Origin of the sequence: Phyllobacterium sp., from assembly GCF_037994405.1 — a bacterium.
Lineage (GTDB): Bacteria > Pseudomonadota > Alphaproteobacteria > Rhizobiales > Rhizobiaceae > Phyllobacterium.
On record NZ_JBBNAN010000439.1, the window covers coordinates 29,584 to 52,326 of the forward strand.

General features: G+C 56.2%; 22 protein-coding genes. 18 read left to right on the forward strand and 4 right to left on the reverse strand.

Annotated elements, in window-relative coordinates:
• Positions 1-71 precede the first annotated feature (71 nt).
• Both AAAC48_RS23785 and AAAC48_RS23790 read right to left on the reverse strand, forming a co-directional pair.
• Positions 72-1,160: a tetratricopeptide repeat protein gene (locus tag AAAC48_RS23785; RefSeq protein WP_340656554.1), complete on the reverse strand. Its 1,089-nt coding sequence runs from the start codon at positions 1,158-1,160 to the stop codon at positions 72-74.
• A gap of 6 nt (positions 1,161-1,166) precedes the next feature.
• Positions 1,167-1,823, reverse strand: a complete 657-nt coding sequence (locus tag AAAC48_RS23790) for a thiamine phosphate synthase (protein ID WP_340656555.1) — start codon at positions 1,821-1,823, stop codon at positions 1,167-1,169.
• A 240-nt stretch (positions 1,824-2,063) separates the two neighbouring features.
• On the opposite strand from AAAC48_RS23790, the gene AAAC48_RS23795 reads away from it, so the two are divergent.
• From AAAC48_RS23795 to AAAC48_RS23805, 3 genes are all read left to right on the forward strand, one after another.
• Positions 2,064-2,831, forward strand: coding sequence for a sulfite exporter TauE/SafE family protein (locus AAAC48_RS23795; protein ID WP_340656556.1), 768 nt, complete (start codon positions 2,064-2,066; stop codon positions 2,829-2,831).
• A 138-nt stretch (positions 2,832-2,969) separates the two neighbouring features.
• Entirely contained in the window at positions 2,970-4,163 is a 1,194-nt protein-coding gene (gene opgC / locus AAAC48_RS23800; RefSeq protein ID WP_340656557.1) for an OpgC domain-containing protein, read from the forward strand.
• A 136-nt stretch (positions 4,164-4,299) separates the two neighbouring features.
• Positions 4,300-5,949, forward strand: a complete 1,650-nt coding sequence (locus tag AAAC48_RS23805) for an acyl-CoA synthetase (RefSeq protein WP_340656558.1) — start codon at positions 4,300-4,302, stop codon at positions 5,947-5,949.
• 12 nt (positions 5,950-5,961) lie between these two features.
• Here AAAC48_RS23805 and AAAC48_RS23810 read toward each other — a convergent pair whose 3' ends face one another.
• Positions 5,962-6,348 (reverse strand): RidA family protein, encoded by a 387-nt coding sequence (locus tag AAAC48_RS23810; protein ID WP_340656559.1) that lies wholly within the window; start codon positions 6,346-6,348, stop codon positions 5,962-5,964.
• Between the two features lie 82 nt (positions 6,349-6,430).
• Here AAAC48_RS23810 and AAAC48_RS23815 point away from each other — a divergent pair, with 82 nt between their 5' ends.
• The 5 genes from AAAC48_RS23815 (at position 6,431) to ruvB (ending at position 10,184) form a co-directional block, all read left to right on the forward strand.
• A complete protein-coding gene (locus tag AAAC48_RS23815; RefSeq protein WP_340656560.1) occupies positions 6,431-6,964 on the forward strand; it encodes an Lrp/AsnC family transcriptional regulator in 534 nt (177 codons plus the stop codon).
• Positions 6,965-7,320: 356 nt separating this feature from the next.
• On the forward strand, positions 7,321-7,851 hold the full coding sequence (locus tag AAAC48_RS23820; RefSeq protein WP_340656561.1) for a DUF1465 family protein: 531 nt from the start codon (positions 7,321-7,323) through the stop codon (positions 7,849-7,851).
• 100 nt (positions 7,852-7,951) lie between these two features.
• Complete coding sequence (gene ruvC / locus AAAC48_RS23825; protein ID WP_340656562.1) at positions 7,952-8,476, forward strand: crossover junction endodeoxyribonuclease RuvC; 525 nt, start codon at positions 7,952-7,954, stop codon at positions 8,474-8,476.
• Between the two features lie 9 nt (positions 8,477-8,485).
• On the forward strand, positions 8,486-9,103 hold the full coding sequence (gene ruvA, locus AAAC48_RS23830) for a Holliday junction branch migration protein RuvA (protein WP_340656563.1): 618 nt from the start codon (positions 8,486-8,488) through the stop codon (positions 9,101-9,103).
• 40 nt (positions 9,104-9,143) lie between these two features.
• Positions 9,144-10,184 (forward strand): Holliday junction branch migration DNA helicase RuvB, encoded by a 1,041-nt coding sequence (gene ruvB / locus AAAC48_RS23835; protein WP_340656564.1) that lies wholly within the window; start codon positions 9,144-9,146, stop codon positions 10,182-10,184.
• Between the two features lie 3 nt (positions 10,185-10,187).
• Here ruvB and AAAC48_RS23840 read toward each other — a convergent pair whose 3' ends face one another.
• Positions 10,188-11,276 carry a cellulase family glycosylhydrolase gene (locus AAAC48_RS23840; RefSeq protein ID WP_340656565.1) on the reverse strand — a complete coding sequence of 363 codons (1,089 nt, stop codon included), beginning with the start codon at positions 11,274-11,276 and terminating at the stop codon, positions 10,188-10,190.
• A gap of 204 nt (positions 11,277-11,480) precedes the next feature.
• On the opposite strand from AAAC48_RS23840, the gene ybgC reads away from it, so the two are divergent.
• From ybgC to glmM, 10 genes are all read left to right on the forward strand, one after another.
• Complete coding sequence (ybgC, locus tag AAAC48_RS23845; protein ID WP_340656566.1) at positions 11,481-11,963, forward strand: tol-pal system-associated acyl-CoA thioesterase; 483 nt, start codon at positions 11,481-11,483, stop codon at positions 11,961-11,963.
• Positions 11,964-12,191: 228 nt separating this feature from the next.
• The gene (gene tolQ / locus AAAC48_RS23850) at positions 12,192-12,899 is read left to right on the forward strand and encodes a protein TolQ (protein ID WP_340656567.1); all 708 of its coding nucleotides are present in this window, start codon (positions 12,192-12,194) and stop codon (positions 12,897-12,899) included.
• Between the two features lie 45 nt (positions 12,900-12,944).
• Entirely contained in the window at positions 12,945-13,394 is a 450-nt protein-coding gene (tolR, locus tag AAAC48_RS23855; protein WP_340656568.1) for a protein TolR, read from the forward strand.
• A gap of 6 nt (positions 13,395-13,400) precedes the next feature.
• Entirely contained in the window at positions 13,401-14,510 is a 1,110-nt protein-coding gene (locus AAAC48_RS23860) for a cell envelope integrity protein TolA (RefSeq protein ID WP_340656569.1), read from the forward strand.
• A gap of 39 nt (positions 14,511-14,549) precedes the next feature.
• Positions 14,550-15,863, forward strand: a complete 1,314-nt coding sequence (tolB, locus tag AAAC48_RS23865) for a Tol-Pal system beta propeller repeat protein TolB (protein WP_340656589.1) — start codon at positions 14,550-14,552, stop codon at positions 15,861-15,863.
• Positions 15,864-16,096: 233 nt separating this feature from the next.
• A complete protein-coding gene (gene pal, locus AAAC48_RS23870; protein WP_340656570.1) occupies positions 16,097-16,600 on the forward strand; it encodes a peptidoglycan-associated lipoprotein Pal in 504 nt (167 codons plus the stop codon).
• Between the two features lie 158 nt (positions 16,601-16,758).
• Positions 16,759-17,760, forward strand: a complete 1,002-nt coding sequence (ybgF, locus tag AAAC48_RS23875) for a tol-pal system protein YbgF (RefSeq protein ID WP_340656571.1) — start codon at positions 16,759-16,761, stop codon at positions 17,758-17,760.
• Positions 17,735-19,105 carry a tRNA lysidine(34) synthetase TilS gene (tilS, locus tag AAAC48_RS23880; RefSeq protein WP_340656572.1) on the forward strand — a complete coding sequence of 457 codons (1,371 nt, stop codon included), beginning with the start codon at positions 17,735-17,737 and terminating at the stop codon, positions 19,103-19,105. Before ybgF ends, tilS begins: the two co-directional genes overlap by 26 nt.
• A gap of 95 nt (positions 19,106-19,200) precedes the next feature.
• Entirely contained in the window at positions 19,201-21,135 is a 1,935-nt protein-coding gene (ftsH, locus tag AAAC48_RS23885) for an ATP-dependent zinc metalloprotease FtsH (protein WP_340656573.1), read from the forward strand.
• A 202-nt stretch (positions 21,136-21,337) separates the two neighbouring features.
• Positions 21,338-22,681 (forward strand): phosphoglucosamine mutase, encoded by a 1,344-nt coding sequence (gene glmM / locus AAAC48_RS23890; protein WP_340656574.1) that lies wholly within the window; start codon positions 21,338-21,340, stop codon positions 22,679-22,681.
• Positions 22,682-22,743: the final 62 nt, after the last annotated feature.

Here is a 22,743-nt window from a genome sequence, read left to right on the forward strand (position 1 = left end):
GCCGTTCAAGTCTTGATCAGAAGCTACGTCCGGCGCGCATGATCCGTCAACGCAACAAATTGCACACAGCGTTATTGCAGTTTGTTCGCCTCGGTAATGGCGGCCTGCTTCTGGTCGTCATCGAGACCATCCATAAAGGAATCAAGGTCCGGGTCATTCAAGCCGGCACGCTTGGCAACGATGTACCAGGCGGCGGCCTTGATGAAATCGCCCTCCACGCCAATGCCATCACGGTAGAGCTTGGCGAGACGCGCCTGCGCTGCCACATTGCCGCCTGTCGCTGCCCTTAACATCCATCCAAACCCCGCCTTGTATTCATGCGGTCCTCCGAGCCCGGCGACAAGCCAACTGCCGAGATCAAGCTGGGCTGTATCGTGGCCCTTGATGGCAGCCTTGATGAGATAGAGGCGAGCTTTTGCCAAATCGCGGGGGATCGTGGACGTGCCATTTGCGAGCACTTGGCTTACCGCGTATTCACCGTCCGGCAGACCCTGATCGGCTGCCTTTTGAAACCAGGGATAGGCGTTTTCAAGACCGGCGGCGCCTGGTCGCTCCTGTATAAGGATTTGTCCGTAGTTGAATTGTGCTGCGGCGTTTCCGGCATCGGCCGCCGACTTCGTCAGGTCCTTGGCCTTCCTGACATCCTTTGGGGCATATTTGCCTTGCAGCAGAATTGCCGCATAGCGGAATTGTGCCTCAGGTACGCCCTGCTCGGCGGCCTTGTCATACCACTTGGCCGATTCTGCCATATTGACCGGAATACCAAGGCCGCGTGCCAGCATTTCGGCAAGCAGCACCTGTGCTGCGCCATCCCCTGCTTCGGCGCGTGGTAACGCCAGATTGTATGCAGTCTTGTATAGGCCACGCTGATAGGCGCCGAAAGCTTCGTCGGGCGGCGCCTTGCCAAACCGTGTCGGATTAACCTTTTCCAGCTCGGGATCACCGGGTGATTTCGGCTTGTCCTGTTTTGGGGTGGTTTCAGGAGAAGCGCGATTTTCGGGAGCAGGCGCTGATGACGCAGGCGGCGCAACCGCCGGCTTTGCCGGCTCGACGACCGTCGGTTTTTCCGCCGTCTGGGCGAAAGCCGCCAACGTCAGAACCGGGGAGGCTGCCAGCATTGCTGCAACAATGGATAGAAGTTTTCCGGGGCTTGCTGCCATGAACGTCTATTCCTCGAATCTCGGTGCATGTTGGTCGAGTAGCCTGTTGGCCTCCTTGACCGCAGCAGCCGGATCGTTTCCATCAAATATGGCAGCACTCAGCGCAATGAATTCCGCACCTGTCAATGCAGCGTCCGGGATGCTTTCAAGACTGTTGCCGGCCTGGACGATGCAGGGGATTTCGACCATGGAGGCCCACCAGTCGGCAAGTTCAACATTGCGCGGATGGGCATCCGGCTTGCTGTCGGCGCCGATCTTGCCGAACAGCACATAGTCCGGCTGCGCTTCGCCGATTTCGAGTGCCGAGTGCCGGTTCTTGATGTTGCCCGTACCAACAATCAGCTTTGGTGAAAACCGCTCGACGCTGGCCGCAATATCAGCAGCCGAGCCTTCTATATGCAGGCCGTCTGCCTTGACGCGTCCAGCGATCTGGGTATTACCGACAATGATTGCGGCAGCGCCCGCATTCTGGATGACCGGGACCGCTGCTTCGGCAATCGTCTGGAATAGCGTTTCGTCCGCGTCGTATGCGGGCAATAACACTGAGGCGACATCACCGCCGGACAGCGCGTTGCGAAGCCTCTCGACAAGTTCATTGGCGCTCGCGGTTTGGGGGGCGATCAGAACGATGCGGCAGCGTTGGGGCGGTGGTTCGGTGTTCATAGCTGCGACCTTAAATCGTTCTAAGATTGGACGGGCCCTATAGAATGGGCAAACGTGATGAAATTCGGGCATAGAGGATGATGAATGTTTTGAATAGTCCTCTCCTGCAATGGGTCAATACTCCTCCTTGTATATTCAATGCCTTATGGATCAAATCAGGGCATATTTCCAAAAAAAGCATTTTTCATTCCTGACAAGCAGGACTAAAGAAGGGTTACCCTCCTGCCGGATTTTCCTGCCATGTCTGATCTCTTGATGAACCCATGGTTCTATGCCGCCGCCGTTCCGGCCACGATTCTGATCGGGCTTTCCAAGGGTGGCCTTGGCGGTGCCATGGGCCAGGTCGGTGTACCATTGATGGCGCTGGTCATGCCGCCGGTCCAGGCCGCGGCGATCATGCTGCCGATACTGATCATCATGGATGTCGCCAGTCTATGGTCGTGGCGCGGATATCGCGATTCCAAGACGCTGAAGCTGATGCTTCCCGGAGGGTTGCTGGGTGTCGGCATCGGATGGCTCACCGCCTCGGTTGTCACCGACGACATGGTGAAGCTGATCGTTGGCATCATCGCGATCATATTTTTTGCGCGCTATATTTTTGTGAGTGCTGCCAAGCGTGCAATTGCACGACCGCATAACCCGGCTACCGCCACGTTTTGGTCGACCATTGCCGGGTTCACAAGTTTCGTCGCTCATGCGGGCGGTCCGCCCTATCAAGTCTATACCTTGCCGCTGCGGCAGGACCCCAAGATCTATAACGGAACCAGCGTCATTTTCTTTGCAATCATCAATGCGGTGAAGGTCATCCCTTATTTTGCTCTTGGTCAATTCGACACGGCAAATCTGAAAGCATCAGCCGTTCTCGTACCCCTTGCTCCGCTCGCTACATTTGCCGGCGCCTGGATCGTAAAACGCATGCGTCCGGAGGTTTTCTATCCCTTCATGTACGCCATGATCCTGCTGATGGGATTGAAGCTGACCTATGACGGGATCGTTAGCCTGTTATAATTTTCAACGAAAGTTGATCAGGCGAAACGCAACTTTTGCCCTATGCCAACATTACCAATCGCAACCGCAACATGAGTCGTTTCCCATCGAGGCCGGAAGCGAAACTGAAATTCGCATGACAGGATATTGGTGAACGCTATGACACAGACTCAGCTCAAACAGCGGGATACCCGTATCGATGTTTTCCGGGCCTTGGCGCTCCTGACGATCTTCATCAATCACGTTCCTGGCACGGTTTACGAGAATTTGACCCACAAGAATTTCGGCTTCTCCGATTCTGCGGAGGCCTTTGTGCTGATTTCCGGCATTGCTGTCGGGCTAGCCTACGGCTCCAAATTTGAAGCAGGAAACCGCTTTCTGATAACGCTTAAGGCCTGGCGCCGGGCAGCAACGCTTTATAGCACACACATTCTGACAACCATCGCCACACTGGCGATTTTCTGCGCCGCCGGCATCTATCTGAAGCGTCCGGAATTCATGTCCTTCATCAACATTGGCCCGCTGATGGACCAACCGGCGAAGGCCCTCATAGGTCTTGCAACAATGGGTCACCAGCTTGGCTACAACAATATCCTCTCGATGTATGGCGTGCTTTTGCTGATGCTGCCGCTGTTTCTGATGATTGCAAACATCAGCATTTCGGCCATGTTGGGCCTGTCGGGTACTCTATGGCTCGTTTCCGGTGTATATCAGATCGCGCCACCGAACTATCCGACAGACGGTGTCTGGTTTCTCAATCCGCTGTCGTGGCAGTTCCTTTTCGCAATCGGCATAGCCGGCGTCATGCACGTGCGCCGCGGCGGCACCATCGCCTTCAACAAATATCTCTTCGGCCTTTCTGTGGCCTATATTCTGATTGCGCTGGTCTGGGTGCGCTGGCCGCTGTGGGGTATCGATACTTCGCTGGGCCTGCCAACGGTCGTCACCGGTTTCGACAAGACATTCCTGTCTCTGACCCGTCTTGCCCACGTTCTCGCGCTGGCTTATGTGATCGTGTCGGTCCCGTCGATTTCCAATCTTGCACGCACTGCCCCCGATCATCCGCTGGCCATTTTGGGCAAGCATTCGTTGCCTGTGTTCGTTGCTGGGACGATCCTTGCCATGGTGGCGCAGGTCGTCAAGGCCATGGACCCTGGTGGATTGCTGGACGACACATTGCTCGTAGCCAGTGGAATCATGGCGCAGTTTGCTTTGGCCTATTACCTCGAATGGCTGCCGCGTATTGGGTGGGGTGGACGCGCTGTCTCGAAGGCGGCCAAGCCCGCGCCTGTTGTTACCGGTAAGTCCGTCGGAACGAGCATGAAGCCTGTGACCAGAGCTATCATGTCCTGACCGCTCGCGGGCCATTCCAGATCGACCCGCTCCGAGACATCGCGGAGCGGGTTTATTTTGCGTGTTAGAAAAAACCGGTAGCCTCTCTTTGCCTGCCGGGTTTAAGCTTCGCTCACTAGCGCGTTGGGAGGCGTGTATGGGCGGACTTTTCGATCATGATCTAGAGCGCAATCCGGCAAATCATCAGCCGCTGACGCCGCTCTCCTATCTTGAGCGGGCCGCGCGCGTTTATCCCACCCGTACCGCGATCGTCCATGGGGTGCAGCGTTATGATTACGGGACATTCTACCGACGTACACGGCAGTTGGCATCCGCGCTCTCCAGACAGGGAATAGGCAAAAGTGATACAGTCAGTGTCATGCTTTCCAATACCCCTCCTATGCTCGAAGCACATTTCGGCGTGCCGATGGCGAAGGCTGTTCTGCACTCGCTGAACACACGTCTCGACGCAGCAGTCATTGCATTTCAGCTTGATCATGCGGAAACCAAGCTTGCGATTGTCGATACGGAGTTTTCTGCCGTTTTTCGCGAGGCGCTGAACCTTGCCAAGGTCAAGCCCAAGGTCATCGATTTTGTCGATAGCCAATATCCGGCCGATGCACCCTATCCGCAGGGCAAGCCGATTGGCGGTACTGACTATGATGCCTTTGTGGAGTCTGGTGACCCGGATCATGTATGGTCGATGCCCGATGATGAATGGGATGCCATTACGCTCAATTATACGTCCGGCACGACCGGCAATCCGAAAGGTGTTGTCTATCATCATCGCGGCGCGGCGCTGATGGGCTATGGCAACATTATTGCATCTGGCATGGGGCGCTATCCGGTCTATTTGTGGACGCTGCCGATGTTTCATTGCAATGGCTGGTGCTTTCCCTGGACGCTGGCACTGCAATTCGGCACACATGTCTGTCTGCGCTGGGTGCGAGCCAAGCAGATGTATGATGCGATCGCCGATCATGGCGTCACGCATCTTTGCGGTGCGCCCATTGTCATGTCGACGCTGATCAATGCCGTGGAAAGCGACAAGCGTGCATTTCCGCAGAAGGTAACATTCAACACTGCTGCCGCGCCACCTCCAGAATCGATTCTGGCTGGCATGGCGGATGCGGGGTTTGCCGTTACTCATCTCTACGGCCTCACGGAAACCTACGGTCCTGCAGTCGTCAATGAGTGGCAGGACGAATGGGACGCGCTTGAGACATCACCGCGCACGGCGAAAAAGGCGCGCCAGGGCGTACGCTATGCAGCATTGGAAGATCTTGCCGTCCTCGACCCAGAGACCATGCGTCCCGTGCCGGCCGATGGCGAGACAGTCGGCGAGGTAATGTTCCGTGGCAATATCGTCATGAAGGGATACCTCAAGAACCGACAAGCCAGCGACGAGGCGTTTGCAGGCGGGTGGTTCCACTCCGGTGACCTTGGTGTCATGCATGCCGACGGTTATATCCAGCTCAAGGACCGGTCGAAGGACATCATCATTTCCGGCGGCGAGAATATTTCCTCGATTGAGGTCGAGGATGCGCTCTACAAGTTCCCTGCTGTCAGTGCCTGTGCCGTGGTGGCGCGGCCGGATGACAAATGGGGCGAAACACCGCTCGCCTTCGTCGAACTGAAGCCGGGGCATCAAGCCAGCGAAGAAGAACTTATTGCCCATTGCAGAACGCTGCTGGCGCGGTTCAAATGCCCCCGGCACGTGCTGTTTGAGGCCATTCCGAAGACATCAACGGGGAAGATCCAGAAGTTCGAACTGCGCAAACGTGCCAAGCTGCTTTCCCGCGAGTAGGCCTGACTCGGGTTATGCTGCAGCAATAATCTCGAGCTCGATGAGCCAGTCGGCAGAAAGGGTCTGAACCACGATTGCTGTTGTCGGAACGATATTGCCCTGGAGTGCTGCAACACGGGCATTCTGGTTCTCAGTCGCAAAGGCCGCGTCGCGCAAATAGCTCGTAACCCTGACAATGTTGGCAACCGTCATTCCAGCGGAGGCGAGGATCGCACGTATATTCGACCACACAAGCTCCAGTTGTTCGGTGAGATCGCTGCCCGCCGTTCCGGATGCGTCGAGGCCCATTGTGCCGCTGAGATAGACGATCCGCTGAGGCCCATTGATTTCCAGCGCATGAACATAATCGGGCGTTGCCGGGTAAATTCGTTGGGTCGGGTTGTGTATGATACGTTTCATCAACGTTCCTCGCTGTTCACAAAATTTCCTTCTGGATTAAAGTGATATTGCCGAATGAAATTTTGCAGCAAGGGAAAAACGCATGGGGAAAGAAGGAACGAACGGTATTCGGGGCAAGCGGACAGCCAGTGCTGTATTGGATGGTTTCGACCGAAAAATATTAGGAGCGCTCGTCGAGGATGCAGGTCTCAGCTATACGAGGATCGGCGAGAGGGTGGGGCTTTCGGCGCCGGCTGTTTTCGAGCGGGTCAAGCGCCTGCGCAGTGCCCGGGTGATTGAATCCGTCGCCGCACGGCTCGATGGCGAATCGGTAGGCAAACCGCTCCTTGCATTCGTACACGTGGATACGACCGGCTGGGGCAAAAGCGAGCGGCTCATGCGTATGCGGGAATTTCCCGAGGTCGAGGAAATGCACTCAGTGGCCGGCGACACCGGAATGATATTGAAGGTGCGCACGCAGGGCCCGCAGGCGCTGGAGCATCTACTTTCGCAGCTCTACGTGATCCCCGGTGTCACGGCCTCTCGCAGCTATGTCGTGCTCTCCACCTATCTCGACCGTCCGGTCCAGGCCGATCATACGGTGGACTGGCCCAAGCACCCGCTGGCGAAGGAATGAAGGGTGCCTCCAACTTGATGGTCGGCGTTAACCATTCGTTAAGCACTACAATCTATAAATTGATCATCCAGTTTTCTGGATTCTTACCAAGTGGTTTGGCCACTTTGTTTGACGCCTCCCTGTTAGACTCCTGAGAGCCGCCACGTTTGCGGCTCTTTTTTTGTGTTCATATCTTTCCTCCCACCCTGCCGTTAACCCTTTATTAAGGATAAACTTGCGCTCCTGTGAGGATGCAGGCAGGTTGCTGGGGAATACTGCCCACCGACTATTGAGGTGCCTTGCTTGCTGTTCCAGTAAGGGGGCACTGCTTTGGCAAAATTGCGGATTATGGCAGCGCATTTTAGGTAGGGCATATAATGGCTGAACAGGAATTCCATGTGGACAACACGATACGGCTCGCAGAGCGCATGGTCCGCTCGGAGGGCTTTAATCATCTCTACGATGAAGGCATGAGCCTTGTGGAAGAAGCAGCCTCCTACCTCGATGGCGAGGGTCGCGAGGCGGCCAGGCGGCTATCTCGCACAGCCGCAACACTTTACGCTGCCGAATCCATGCGGCTGACGACACGTCTGATGCAGGTGGCATCCTGGCTGCTTTTGCAACGGGCGTCGCGTAGCGGCGAGATGACGCTGGAACAGGTTCTTTCGGAAAAAGCGAAGGTTAGACTGGATACCGATTCGGCGCCTGAAACGGTCGCTGGCTGGGAAGAAATCCCGCTCTCCTATTGCGATATCGTGCATCGTTCCTTGCGCCTGCAGGCCCGCGTCCGTCAGATGGACGATGAAATCTACAATGATGGGGCGCAAGCCGAGCAGAGACGAATACTCTCCGCCAATCCGGTTTCTGATCAAATTACGTTGCTGGCGACTGCGTTCAGCCACCGCTGATATCATTCTTCTGTAAAACGCGGATATAGCGCACAGATTTGTTTCTCTTTTGTTCACCTTTCTGCTGTCAACATGCGCGACACGTGGATAAGGTCTCGGCATGAAAGAAGCGATTCGAATCATCGGTATTGATCCCGGGCTCAGGCGGACCGGATGGGGCATCATCGAGACGCTAGGCAATTCGCTGCGCTTTGTTGCGGCCGGTACGATCCTTTCAGATGCCAAGCTCGACCTCGCCTCCCGCCTTTGCCAATTGCACGACGGCCTTGCAGGGGTGATTCATGAATTGATGCCGCACGAGTCGGCAGTTGAGCACACTTTCGTCAACAAGGACGCAACTGCAACACTGAAACTCGGCCAGGCGCGTGGGATAGCCTTGTTGGTGCCTGCTCTGGCCGGATTGCACGTGGCGGAATATGCACCAAATGCAGTGAAGAAGGCGGTGATTGGTGTCGGACATGGCGAGAAACAGCAGATCCACATGATGGTAAAGGTGCTGATGCCAAAGGCGACGTTTGATACCGACGATGCGGCCGATGCGCTGGCTGTTGCCATCTGCCACGCGCACCATAGGCAAAGCGCAATCGGACGCATTGCTATTGAACAGAAACTTGCGGCACTCTAGAGGCCTCTCATGATCGGAAAACTCAAGGGCACGGTGGACGAAATCGGCGAGGATCACGTGATCGTCGATGTGCATGGCGTCGGCTATGTCGTTTATTGTTCGGCACGGACACTGTCCAATATGCCTGGACCCGGTGAAGCCATAGTATTGCTCATCGAGACCTACGTGCGTGAGGATCTGATCCGGCTATTCGGTTTCGGCACTGCGCTGGAACGTGAATGGTTCCGCCTTTTGCAAAGCGTTCAGGGCATTGGCGCCAAGGTGGCGTTGAGCGTGCTGGGTACGCTGCCTCCGTCTGATCTCGCCAATGCCATCGCATTGCGCGATATCGCCATGGTAAGCCGCGCACCGGGGGTCGGTAAGCGTGTGGCCGAGCGCATCGTTACGGAACTCAAAAACAAAGCCCCTGCCTTTGCAGGCGAGGCGACAGGCACGATCGGGCTCAAGCAGGAACTGGGCGAGGGCGTTGCTTCCGGCCCGATCACCGATGCTGTGTCGGCGCTCACCAATCTCGGTTATTCGCGCGATCAGGCTGCCAATGCAGTGGCCGCTGCGCTGAAAGATGCGGGCGAGGGCGCGGATACCACCAAGCTAATCCGGCTAGGTCTGAAGGAATTGGCACGCTAATGCGGTTGTTTGAAAACGCGGGTTGTGCGAGGAGAGGCGCATGAGTGATGCAAGCCGCCTGATTACACCTGACAAGCGTGGAGAGGACCTCGATACTACGCTGCGACCGCAAACCCTTGCCGATTTTGTTGGTCAGGCGGCGGCACGTGCCAATCTGAAAGTCTTTATCGAAGCAGCCAAGTCGCGGGGCGAGGCACTCGATCATGTGCTGTTTGTTGGGCCGCCGGGTCTTGGCAAGACGACCTTGGCTCAGATCATGGCCAAGGAACTCGGCGTCAATTTCCGATCGACCTCCGGACCTGTGATCGCCAAGGCGGGGGATCTCGCGGCGCTTCTGACCAATCTCGAAGAGAACGATGTGCTTTTCATCGACGAGATTCACCGGCTCAACCCGGCGGTTGAAGAAATTCTCTATCCGGCGATGGAGGATTATCAACTCGACCTGATCATCGGCGAGGGCCCAGCGGCACGCTCGGTGAAGATCGATCTCGCCAAGTTTACGCTCGTTGCCGCCACCACACGGCTCGGGCTGCTGACCACACCGCTGCGTGACCGCTTTGGCATTCCCATTCGACTCAATTTCTATACGGTCGAAGAGCTCGAACACATTGTTAGGCGTGGTGCGCGGATCATGGGCATTGGCATGACCGATGACGGAGCACTGGAAGTTGCCCGCCGTGCACGCGGCACTCCGCGCATTGCCGGGCGGCTTCTGCGCCGGGTACGGGATTTTGCCATCGTCGACGGCAAGGACAAGATCGATCGCGAGACCGCTGATGCTGCGCTGTTGCGGCTTGAGGTGGATTCGCTGGGCCTCGACCAACTCGACCGGCGTTATCTTGCAATGATTGCGCATAATTTTGGTGGAGGCCCGGTCGGCATCGAGACAATCGCGGCAGGCCTTTCGGAGCCGCGCGATGCCATCGAAGATATTATCGAACCCTATCTGATCCAGCAAGGTTTCATCCAGCGCACGCCGCGCGGACGCGTCCTGACGGCCAATGCATGGAAACATCTCGGCTTAACGGCCCCAGCTGAGATTATCCAGCAGCAGATCAACCTGTTTCAGGAAGACGATTGAAGTTTACTGGGGTTTCAACCCCAGACCCCTGAGAAGAACCGGGTCAAGGACGCGCTTTTTGTCATCAAGGGTGATACCGAAGGCGCCGCCCCACGACCACACTGACCAGCGAAAGCCGGTAGTCATGTCGCTCAGATAGGCAGCGCGCCAGGCTGATGGCTTGCGGAATTCCTTCCGATATTCCTGACGGATCATTCCGAATTCGCCGAGCAATATACGCTCTGGCGCGATACCATATTTCTTGCCCCAGGCTTCCGCCTTGTCGAAGGGTTCATTCAGTGCTTCGCGAACCTTGCCGTAGGTCGTGACGCCAAGAGCCATCTCGTTGAGGCCGGTCAATAATTCCTCGCGCCGCTCTTCTGGGGCCTTGCTCTCGATTGTCTGGCGTATGGTTGCAAGGCAATCATCGAATGCCTTCCTCCCCAGAAGATCCGGTGGATAGGGCAGGCCCTCCACATAACTCATGGCGTCGCCCGTCCAGTCTGCGCGCCGATGGGTCAGGAAGTAGGGCTCGTAGGAGTGGAAGGTCCAGATGACATTGTCATCCACGATAGCGTCCGGATCGATCTTCTCCAGCCCATAGGCGCTCGACCAGCAGCCGCCCGACAGGATCAAAGTGTGATTTGGGACAGCCTTGCGTGCCCTCGCATGCAATTTCTCCAGCATGGAAGGCCATTTCGAAAAAAGGGTCGGGTCGCAATCGACCGTTGGTTCATTAAACGGCTCAAAAGCTGTGGTGGCGGGGTCAGTGCCGGACAAGGCCCTGCCCAAGCGTGCCACTGTCTGCAGGTATCTCGTGAAGAGTATTTCGTCAGCCAGAATCTGATTGGTGCCGACTTTACGCGTATCGCTCGGGATCGAATGAAAGTCGATGATCACTTTGAGCCCGGCCTTGTGTAGCGTATCGACGGCCTTTAGCGTCTCGGCGATCAGTGTAGTGACACGGCTATCGGGCGCGTCCTCGAGAAAGATCGCCGGATCGATCGGCATGCGGACGAAGTCGAAACCGGCACTTCTTATTTCCAGCAGATTGTCTGCGCTGGCGCCCCGCCGCCATTCGGCGAAATTGGCGAGGACCACTTCGTCGTCCATTTTTCCGGCCCAGGCCACGTGGTCCATAGATCGAGATTTAGGCCATGTTCCATCGTAAAGGCCGTGGCCGAAGCAGGCGATGCACCGGCAACCATACAGCTGAGGCAAACAAGGACGCGGAGCAATGGCAGAATCAATTCTTTGGCGTCCTTGCTGTCTTGGGTCTGGACAAAATGCCCGCCAGGCCTGCAAAAGAGAAGAACCATGATCGAAAACAATTCTCAATCATCAATTGCGGCTGGACTTGCTGGCGAATTGACCAACGCCGGACACCGACTGCTGGCCCGGGTCTATTATGCCGATACCGATTTTTCCGGCATTGTCTATCACGCACGTTATCTGGAATTTCTGGAGCGGGGGCGCACGGACTATTTGCGGTTGCTCGGCGTGCATCATTCGGAACTTGCTGACGGCAAGCTCGGCGAAAGCACCGTCTGGGTCGTGCGGCGTATGGAGATCGATTTCAAATCCGCGGCACGTATCGACGACATATTGACGGTTGAAACAAGAACCGCGGAAATATCCGGGGCACGGGTGAAAATGGCTCAGGCCATCAAACGCGGGGACGAGCTCTTGATCTCGGCTGTCGTCGAGGCGGCCATGATCAATAGCGCGGGTCGCCCGCGAAGATTTCCCGCCGAATGGATCAAGCTCTTCAGGCCGGGATCGCAGGATCAGACAATTTAAAGTGCCTCTTGTGCCTGAATCATAACTGATCCTTAACCATAACAAATCATGAATATGGCATTCAAACGAGGTGTTTCGCGTTAACGCCTTCGTTTTACCAAAATTAACCGTGAGAAGCCGCTGTGTGGTTACTGGAAAAAATCCGGTTTCAAAACGTGGCTCATCTGGAATGAGAGACGATTGCGCCCCGGTCAACATGCCGGGTTTTCGGATTCGAGGATAGTTGATATGGAAAATTTAGCGGTTGCTGTTCAGACGTCGGACATTTCCTTGTGGGGACTATTCTGGCAGGCCGGATTTGTTGTCAAGCTGGTCATGGTGGGCCTGCTCGGCGCATCGATCTGGACCTGGGCAATCATCATAGACAAAGTCCTCGGCTTTGGCCGCGCAAAACGCGCCTTCGATCGTTTCGAGCAGGTATTCTGGTCGGGACAATCGCTTGAAGAGCTTTACCGAAATCTCGGCGAAAAGCGTACCACCGGCATGGGGTCTATCTTCATTGCTGCGATGCGTGAATGGAAGAAGTCCTTCGAAAAGGGCGCCCGTTCGCCGATCGCATTGCAGATGCGTATCGACAAGGCAATGGATGTGGCGCTTGCGCGCGAGAGCGACTATCTCGCTGCCCGGCTGACCTTCCTCGCAACCATTGGTTCAGCAGGCCCCTTCATCGGTCTGTTCGGGACGGTCATTGGCATCATGACCTCGTTCATGGGCATTGCCGGTTCGAAGTCCACCAGCCTTGCTGTCGTGGCGCCGGGTATTGCCGAAGCTCTGCTCGCAACGGCTATCGGCCTTGTCGCCGCTATCCCGGCGGTTATCGCCTACAACAAACTTTCAAGCGATGCGGGCAAACTGACCGCACGCATGGAAGGCTTTGCCGATGAGTTCTCCGCCATACTCTCGCGGCAAATCGATGAGAAGCTGCAGCGCACTTGAGTTACTGCCTGAGCAACCGACAATTGAATAGCGGGATTTGATGCCATGGGCATGTCAGTAGGAAATAACGGTTCTTCAGGCGGACGCCGCCGGCGTGGACGTTCCAGCAAAGGTGTAATGAGTGAGATCAACGTAACGCCACTCGTCGACGTCATGCTGGTGTTGCTCATTATCTTCATGGTCACCGCGCCGATGATGACCGTGGGTGTTCCGATCGACATGCCGGAGACGCAGGCAAAGGCTCTCAACAGCGAGACCAATCCGATCTACGTCACGATCAATCAGCAGGGACAGATCTATCTGCAGGAAACCGAAATCCCGGTTGAGGAAATCGTGCCCAAACTCCAGGCTATCGCCAAGACCGGCTACGATGAACGTATTTTCGTCAAGGGCGATAAGGCCGCTGACTACGGAACGATCATGAAAGTCATGGCCCGGATTTCCGGCTCTGGCTTCAAGAATATCGGTCTCGTCAGCTTGCCAGAGGTTAACTAATCGATCATGCGGGCCAGTGTCACAACCTCCGCCATTATCCATGCCGCTATAATCGGCTGGGGGCTGTTGTCGTTTTCCGCGCCCACGCCGATGGATATGGCAAATTCGGAATCGATGCCGATCGATATTGTATCGGATACCAGTCAGTTGCAGAAGGGTGACAAGAAGGCACCGAAGGCTGAAAAGCCTGCGCCTAAGCCGACGGAAAAACCGCAGACAGTGCCGGACGCACAGAATATCGGCGATAGCGAAACGGACTCCGACACGAAACCGACGCCGGAGACCAAGCCAAAGCCTGTGGAAGCGGCACAGGCGCCGAAGCCGTCGGAAATGCCTGTGCCCAAGCCGGAGCCGCAGCCTGAGCCGAAGCCTGAAGTCAAACCAGAGCCTAAGCCAACTCCCGTTCCCGCAACTGAAGTTAAGCCTGAACCCACTCCCAAGCAGGAAGTGGCTCCTGATCCAATTACCGCGGCCATCAACGACGCGAAAGCACAACCAACACCTGAAGCACCAGTGACGCCCGAGCCGACTGCCCCAGCGGAGAAGCCGGCGGAGGAAGCATTCAAACTACCTGATGTCGTAGCCAAGCCGGAAGCCAAGCCTACGCCGCCTGCTCAGACGGCCAAGACGCCTGAACGCAAGGAAATGCAAGAAAAACCCAAGCCCAAGCAGACGGCATCTACCCCGTCGAAGGAAAAAGATGCAATCGCCGACGAAGTTGCTGCCTTGCTCAACAAGCAGAAAGCATCGGGGGGTGGAGCGCAACGGTCATCAGATCAGGCTTCGCTTGGCGCAACCAAGGCGACGGGGGGATCGACGCTTAGCCAGAGTGAGATGGATGCCTTGAAGGGCGCGATTCAGAAGTGCTGGAATGTTCCTGCCGGGGCAGAGGATGCTGAAGGCTTGAAGGTGACGGTCAAAATGAAATTGACGCAAGCGGGTGAAGTTGAAGGTACGCCCGAAGTAACAGGCTCAGGTAATTCTCCTGTTCAGCGTGCAGCAATTGAAAGCGCCCGCCGTGCCGTGATGCGCTGCGCACCCTATACCCTGCCACAAGACAAGTATGACACCTGGTCTAATGTAACCGTGAATTTTGATCCACGCGATATGTTCTGACACTAATTTGGCCAGCCAGATGAGGGCCCCTTTGCCATGATGAAAATGTTCCGGATTATCCTTTCAATCTTTGCTGCGACCATCGCTACAGCGATGGTGGCGACTTTGCCAGCGCGTGCAGAAGTTGTAATCGATATTACGAAAGGTACTGTCGAACCATTGCCCATCGCTATCACCGATTTCCTTTCTGGTGATCAGCTCGGCGCCAATATTTCCGGTGTCATCGCCGCCGATCTGGAACGGTCGGGCCTGTTCGCACCGATCGACAAGGGCGCTTTCATCGAGAAGATCTCCAATCCGGACGCAGCTCCGCGTTTCGAGGACTGGAAAGTCCTCAACGCTCAGGCATTGGTCACGGGTCGTGTCACAAAGCAGGGGGATGGCAGGCTGAAGGCTGAGTTCCGCCTCTGGGACACATTTGCCGGTCAGCAGCTTGAGGGCCAGCAATTCTTTACCTCGCCCGACAGCTGGCGCCGCGTGGCACACATCATTGCCGATGCCATCTATGAGCGTCTGACTGGTGAAAAAGGCTATTTCGACACGCGTGTCGTCTATGTCGATGAATCCGGCACAAAGGAAAAGCGCGTCAAGCGCCTCGCCATCATGGATCAGGACGGTGCCAACACGCGCTACCTGACCAATGGCAAGGATCTGGTGCTGACACCGCGCTTCTCGCCAAGCCGTCAGGAAATCACCTATATGTCCTTTGAAGGTGGCAAGCCGCAGATCTATCTCTTGCAGCTTGAGACTGGCCAGCGCGAACTTGTCGGCAATTTCCCAGGTATGACCATTGCGCCGCGCTTCTCACCGGACGGCCAGAAGGTCATCATGAGTCTCCTGCAGGAGGATGGCAGCGCCAATATCTATACGATGGACCTGCGCAGCCGCACAACCACACGTCTGACAAGCACATCCGCCATTGATACCGGCGCCTCCTATTCGCCGGATGGCACCCAGGTTGTGTTCGAATCGGACCGCGGCGGACGCCCGCAAATCTACAAAATGGGCGCTGATGGGTCGAATCCGCAGCGTATCTCCTTCGGTGACGGCTCCTATTCAACGCCCGTGTGGTCACCCCGCGGCGATCTGATCGCGTTCACCAAGCAGTCCGGCGGACAATTCTCGATCGGCGTGATGAAGACCGATGGATCAGGCGAGCGCATCCTTTCGAGTGGCTACCATGACGAGGGTCCGACCTGGGCTCCGAATGGCCGTGTGCTGATGTTCTTCCGCCAGCCGCCCGGCTCGAACAGCCCACATCTCGTCACGATCGATCTGACGGGGCGCAATCTTCGCCAGATACAGACCCCAAATCTGGCTTCGGATCCGGCTTGGTCGCCATTGCTCGAATGATCCAGTTTGAACAATAACAATGATCGCACTCATTGGCGGCGGTGTTGCCCGACATCGCCGCGAACGTCGTTTTTCCGCCGCATTGTTTGCATTAAGGATGCGGGAATAGTCATTCGCTTCGCCGTTAATCCTGGTGTTAAGAGTGGATTAACCCTGTTTCTTGAACTGGCCTTAACCTCAATATGGTTACTGCTTGTTCACCGAAACAATTCAATTCTTAAGGAGTCCAGGCTATGCGCCGCTTCGAAATGATCGCCCGCAGTCCAGTTGTCGTTGCACTTTTCATGTCTCTCGCCATTGCGGGGTGCGCTTCGAAGAAGAACATGCCCAACAGCGCAGGAGACCTTGGTCTGGCTGGCAGCGCAAAGCCCGGCTCCACGCAGGATTTCACGGTCAATGTTGGCGACCGTATCTTCTTCGACGTCGACTCCTCCGTCATTCGCGCTGATGCGCAGCAGACATTGACCAAGCAGGCGCAGTGGCTGAAGCGTTATCCGAACTATGCGATCACCGTCGAAGGCCACGCCGACGAACGCGGCACGCGTGAATACAATCTGGCTCTTGGTCAGCGCCGGGCAGCTGCCACCCGCAACTACCTCGCCTCGCAGGGTGTACCAGCAGCCCGCATCAAGACCATCTCCTACGGCAACGAGCGTCCGGTCGCTGTGTGCGACAGTGAATCGTGCTGGTCGCAGAATCGTCGTGCCATTACTGTGCTGGGTGGCGCGGGCAGCTGAGCCGGCCAAACTGATCAACGAAAAGCGGCTTTCAGGCCGCTTTTTTTGTTTTGACACACGCCAAAACAAAATTTGGCCGAAGTCACATTGCTCGTGTTAGATAGGCTGCCGCAAATCACAGCGGTGTTTCAATTCCCATATCAGGGGCGGTAAAAGGAATGAACAAACGACTGAAGAGAATGGTTCTGGCAATGACGGTGCTGCCATTTCTGGCGACCGGCGTGAGTCATGCCTCGGGTCTTGATGGCGGCGGTTTTTTCCCGCCAGCGCCAAAGGCGCATATCGCAACAAGCGATGCGCCTGTGTTGATGGCGCAGGCGGGTGATCCACGTGTCAGTCAGCTGGAAGAGCAGATCAGGCAGCTCACGGGCAAGATCGAGGAATTGAACTTCCAGATTCTGCAAATGCAGGAGCAGATGCGGAAGGTGCAGGAAGACAATGAATTCCGGTTCCAGGAACTGGAAAAGGGCAAACGGTCGGACGCTGGCGGCAAAGGCGATCGAAAGGTCGCTTCGGCACCATCCTCGCGGACAACTGGGGAGGCATCGGGCGATGCCTCCACCGGTTCAACACCATCAGCACGCGGCATTTCGCCGGGATCCACTGATTCCGCTGCTATTGATCCACAGACCGGTTCTTCTCAGCAGGTCGGCGAACCGCCGCGCGACCTTGGGCAAATCGAGTTTGATGCCAATGGCAACGTAATTGGTGGTTCGAAGAACGACAATCCGGCTCAGCCAGTTGAGAATACGACCGTAGCTGCCTTGCCGCAGACCGACGATCCGAAGGTCCTTTATAACCAGGCCTATCAGCTCTTCCTGTCTGGGGACTACAAGAGCGCGGAAGTGGCCTTCCGCAGCCATGTCGAACGTTTCCCCAAAGATCCCGCCGATCCGGATGCGCGCTATTGGCTCGGTGAATCACTTTACAGCCAGGGACGCTACCAGGATGCAGCCTCCGTATTCCTGGACAATCACAAGCAATTTCCAGATTCCAAGAAGAGCCCTGAAAACCTCTTGAAGCTTGGGATGACGCTTGCCAAGATGCGGGACCATGATGTTGCCTGCGCGACTTTCGCCTCGGTCACCTCGCGCTACTCGAATCTTTCTACGGCGATCAAAGAGCGCGTAAAGAATGAACGTGCTGCCAACAAATGTTGAGACGGCGCTCGATCCAGCCGGCCTTTTTGACGCGATCGATTTGAAAGGCCTGAAATCCGTCATCGTTGCCGTGTCCGGCGGCAGCGACTCGCTGGCGCTGTTATATCTTCTCATTGCATATCATGCGTCACGCCCATCGCCGCCTGAGATAATTGCTGTGACGATTGATCATGGTCTTCGCCCTGAATCGGCGGGCGAAGCGCGCTATGTCGCAGCGCTGTGCAAGGAAGCCGGCATTTCACACCGCATTCTGAATTGGAGCGGGCCCAAACCTTATACCGGCATATCGGCCAAGGCGCGCGATGTACGTTACACCCTCCTGTGCGAGGCCGCCCGCGATGCGGGTACTGACGTCATCCTTACGGGCCACACGCTTGACGACCAGATCGAAACCTATGTCATGCGGTCGGCGCGCGTCGGCGAGGAGGGGAGTGATCGGGGCCTGGCAGGCATGGCGCCAGCAACCTTGCTTGATCGGGAAATCTGGCTTGTGCGCCCTTTGCTCGCAACATCGCGGGCAAGTTTGCGTGATTATCTGCGGGCGAAGGCAATCGCCTGGTGTGATGATCCTTCCAATGATGATCCGAAATATGAGCGTGTCCGCGTTCGCAAGGCATTAAAGGGGGATGATCGCGAGAATGTTAGCAAGGTAATCGACGAGAAAGTCGGGCAGAGGCGGCTCGTGAACGCCAACACCGCACAGATGCTCCGACATTGCGTGGCGATTTGCGATGGCGTTCGTGCGGAACTTCGACGAGAAATCTGGGCTGCGCAGGATGCCGACAGTCAATATCTTGGTATTGGCGTGCTGCTTGCGACGATCGGCGGATTGTCGTTTCTGCCATCTGCGGAAAATTGCCGCAAGGCCCTGCACCATATCTTTGAACACCAACCATCGGGACGTATCACCCTCAGCCGCTGCGTCGTGCAGCTCAAAAGGGACAAGGTCCTGATCTACCGTGAAATGCGGTCGCTGCCAGAACTCACGATCGCGCCAAATGAAACAGCGATTTGGGATGGCCGTTACCGGATCTGCAATCATTGCAACCGGCCGCTCAACGTCGCCGCAGGTGGCACAGAAGGATTGCGATTTCTGGAGGAGAGGGGATATCCGAACTTCAACCGTGCGTCGACTTTGTCCAGTCCCGCTCTGCTTTCAGACGGTGTCGTTATTGGCATGCCGGCGGCTATTGATCACGCGAAGTTGCCTGAGGGGGTTGCCGTGGACAGGTACCTTGCCCTGTTCGATCATATCCTTTCAGGTTATGATGAAATTCTGGCTCAATCCGTTGCAGATATCTTCCAAGTTCAGGCCTATCCTGTAAACCAGATTAACAAGAATTGACCTCTGTTTGAATGCCAGCCTTGGCAAGGCCATGCTTCGAACCTATGTTACGTATAAATTCCGCGTCCTTGCGGTTGTGATTGATGGGACCCGATATGAATCCTAACTACAGGAACTTCGCACTGTGGGCGATTATCGCCTTGCTTCTGATTGCGTTGTTCAATCTTTTTCAAAGCCCCACCTCGCGTTCGGCATCGAGTGATGTTCCGTATTCGCAGTTCATCAGTGACGTGAATAGCGGCCGCGTTAAATCAGTAACGATTGCTGGCAACCGCATCACGGGTACTTATTCCGACAATGGTTCGAACTTCCAGACCTATTCACCTGGCGATGCCGGTCTTGTTGGCCGTCTGGAAAGCAAGAATGTGCAGATCGCTGCGCGGCCGGAAGCTGATGGCTCGACCTCGCTGGTCGGTATGCTGATTTCATGGTTGCCGATGATCCTCATCCTGGGTGTTTGGATTTTCTTCATGCGCCAGATGCAGGGCGGCTCACGCGGCGCCATGGGTTTTGGCAAGTCCAAGGCGAAGCTCCTGACCGAAGCGCACGGCCGTGTGACGTTCCAGGACGTGGCCGGTGTCGACGAAGCCAAGGAAGATCTCGAAGAAATCGTCGAATTCCTGCGCGACGCCCAGAAATTCCAGCGGCTCGGCGGGCGTATTCCGCGCGGCGTGCTGCTCGTCGGTCCTCCCGGTACCGGTAAGACATTGCTCGCACGCGCGATTGCGGGTGAAGCGAATGTGCCGTTCTTCACCATTTCCGGTTCTGACTTCGTTGAGATGTTCGTCGGTGTCGGTGCGTCCCGGGTACGCGACATGTTCGAACAGGCCAAGAAAAATGCGCCCTGCATTATCTTCATCGACGAAATCGACGCGGTCGGCCGCCATCGCGGTGCTGGCCTCGGCGGCGGCAATGATGAACGCGAGCAGACGCTGAACCAGTTGCTGGTGGAGATGGACGGCTTTGAAGCCAATGAGGGCGTTATCCTCATCGCTGCGACGAACCGTCCTGATGTGCTTGATCCTGCGCTGCTCCGCCCAGGCCGTTTCGACCGTCAGGTCGTTGTGCCAAATCCCGACGTGATAGGCCGTGAAAAGATCCTGAAGGTGCATGCGCGCAACGTACCGCTGGCACCGAATGTCGATCTGAAGGTTCTTGCACGGGGTACACCCGGGTTCTCCGGTGCTGATCTTATGAACCTCGTCAACGAAGCCGCATTGATGGCTGCGCGCCGCAACAAGCGTCTCGTCACCATGCTCGAATTCGAGGATGCGAAGGACAAGATCATGATGGGTGCCGAGCGCCGCTCGACAGCCATGACGCAGGCCGAAAAGGAACTGACCGCTTATCACGAGGCTGGCCATGCCATCGTAGCCCTGAATGTCGAAGTCGCCGATCCCCTGCACAAGGCAACGATCATTCCGCGCGGCCGTGCCCTCGGCATGGTCATGCAGCTGCCTGAGGCGGACCGTTACTCGATGAGCTATAAATGGATGATCTCGCGCCTTGCCATCATGATGGGCGGCCGCATTGCCGAAGAACTGAAGTTCGGCAAGGAGAACATCACATCCGGCGCTTCCTCCGATATCGAACAGGCAACCAAACTTGCTCGTGCCATGGTCACCCGTTGGGGGTTCTCGGACAAGCTTGGCCAGGTCGCCTATGGCGAGAACCAGGAAGAGGTTTTCCTTGGCCACTCCGTGGCCCGGACGCAGAACGTCTCGGAAGAAACTGCGCAGTTGATCGATGCCGAAGTACGCAAGCTGATCGACGACGCCTATAACCATGCCCGTGCCATTCTGACAAAGAAGAAGAAGGAATGGATCGCTATTGCGGAAGGTCTGCTTGAATACGAGACGCTGACCGGTGAGGAAATCAAGGCTCTGATGGCGGGCGGCAAACCTGCCCGCGATCTCGGCGACGATACACCGCCATCACGCGGGTCCGCAGTTCCAAAGGCGGGTTCGGCGAAGAAGCCGCGTAAGGGGGATGAGCCTGACAAAGGTCTTGAACCACAACCACAGTCCTGAATGTGGTACGTATCTCCTACAAACGGCCGGTGAAAACCGGCCGTTTGTACGAATTGTTCACGCATTGGAAGTAAGTATAATCGCTACACAATTTGTGAGATGCGGAACTGGGAAGCTTTTGCAATAAGCGAGGGCCAAACTCCGGGCACAACGAGGCCGCGATCGGGTTCGACCCAGACGGCCCAAAATTTGGATAGACCATATGGCGCGCAAATATTTCGGTACTGATGGTATTCGCGGACAGGCAAATGCCTATCCAATGACACCCGATATTGCGATGAAGGTTGGCATGGCTGTCGGCCTCGCTTTCAAACGCGGCGAACACCGCAACCGCGTGGTGATTGGCAAGGATACACGGCTTTCCGGTTATATGATTGAGAACGCGCTTGTCGCAGGGTTCACATCAACCGGTATGGATGTGTTTCTTCTTGGCCCGATACCAACGCCGGCTGTCGCCATGCTTTGCAGGTCGCTGCGCGCCGACATCGGTGTGATGATATCGGCTTCCCACAATCCCTATTTTGACAATGGTATCAAACTGTTCGGACCGGATGGGTTCAAACTGTCCGATGAAATCGAACTCGAAATCGAACGCCTGATGGAAGAGGACCTGGTTGATCGCTTGTCCAGTTTCGATGCGCTTGGCCGAGCAAAGCGTGTTGATGGCGATATTTATCGCTATATCGAGTTTGCCAAGCGCACAATGCCAAAAAACATCTCGCTCTCTGGGTTGAGGATCGTTGTCGATTGCGCCAATGGTGCAGCATACAAGGTTGCCCCTTCGGCCCTCTGGGAGCTTGGCGCGGAGGTCGTCACGATCAATGATAAGCCTAACGGTACCAATATTAACGAGGATTGCGGCTCCACCCATCCGTTGGGTCTGATCAAGAAAGTTCACGAAGTGCGGGCCGATATCGGCATTGCGCTCGACGGCGATGCCGACCGCGTACTGATCGTCGATGAAAATGGCGCGATCATCGATGGCGATCAGCTGATGGCCGTCATTGCACAGTCCTGGCAGGAAACCGACCGTCTGGTTGGGGGCGGCGTCGTGGCGACGGTCATGTCCAATCTTGGTTTTGAGCGATTTCTCGTGGATCGTGGCCTGACACTGGCCCGTACAAAAGTTGGCGATCGCTATGTGGTCGAACATATGCGTTCGCATGGGTTCAATATTGGTGGCGAGCAGTCGGGTCATATTGTGCTTTCGGATTTTTCGACCACCGGCGATGGCCTGGTTTCCGCTCTGCAGATTCTGGCGGTCGTTCAGGAGCAGGGGAAGCCGGTCAGTGCGGTCTGTCGCAAGTTCGACCCGGTACCACAGCTCCTCAAGAACGTCCGCACCACAGGTGGCAAGCCGCTAGAGAACAAGAAGGTCAAAAGCGCGATTGACGAAGCACGCGATCGGCTGGGCAATTCGGGACGGCTGGTCATTCGCCCGTCTGGCACGGAGCCTCTGATCCGTGTCATGGCCGAAGGCGATGACCGCAAACTGGTAGAGTCCGTTGTCAACGACATCATTACTGTTATCTCATCTGCCGCATAGTCAGCAATCAACTTGTTTCAATAAAGCAAATGGGCCCGCGATCGGGCCCATTTGTCATTGTG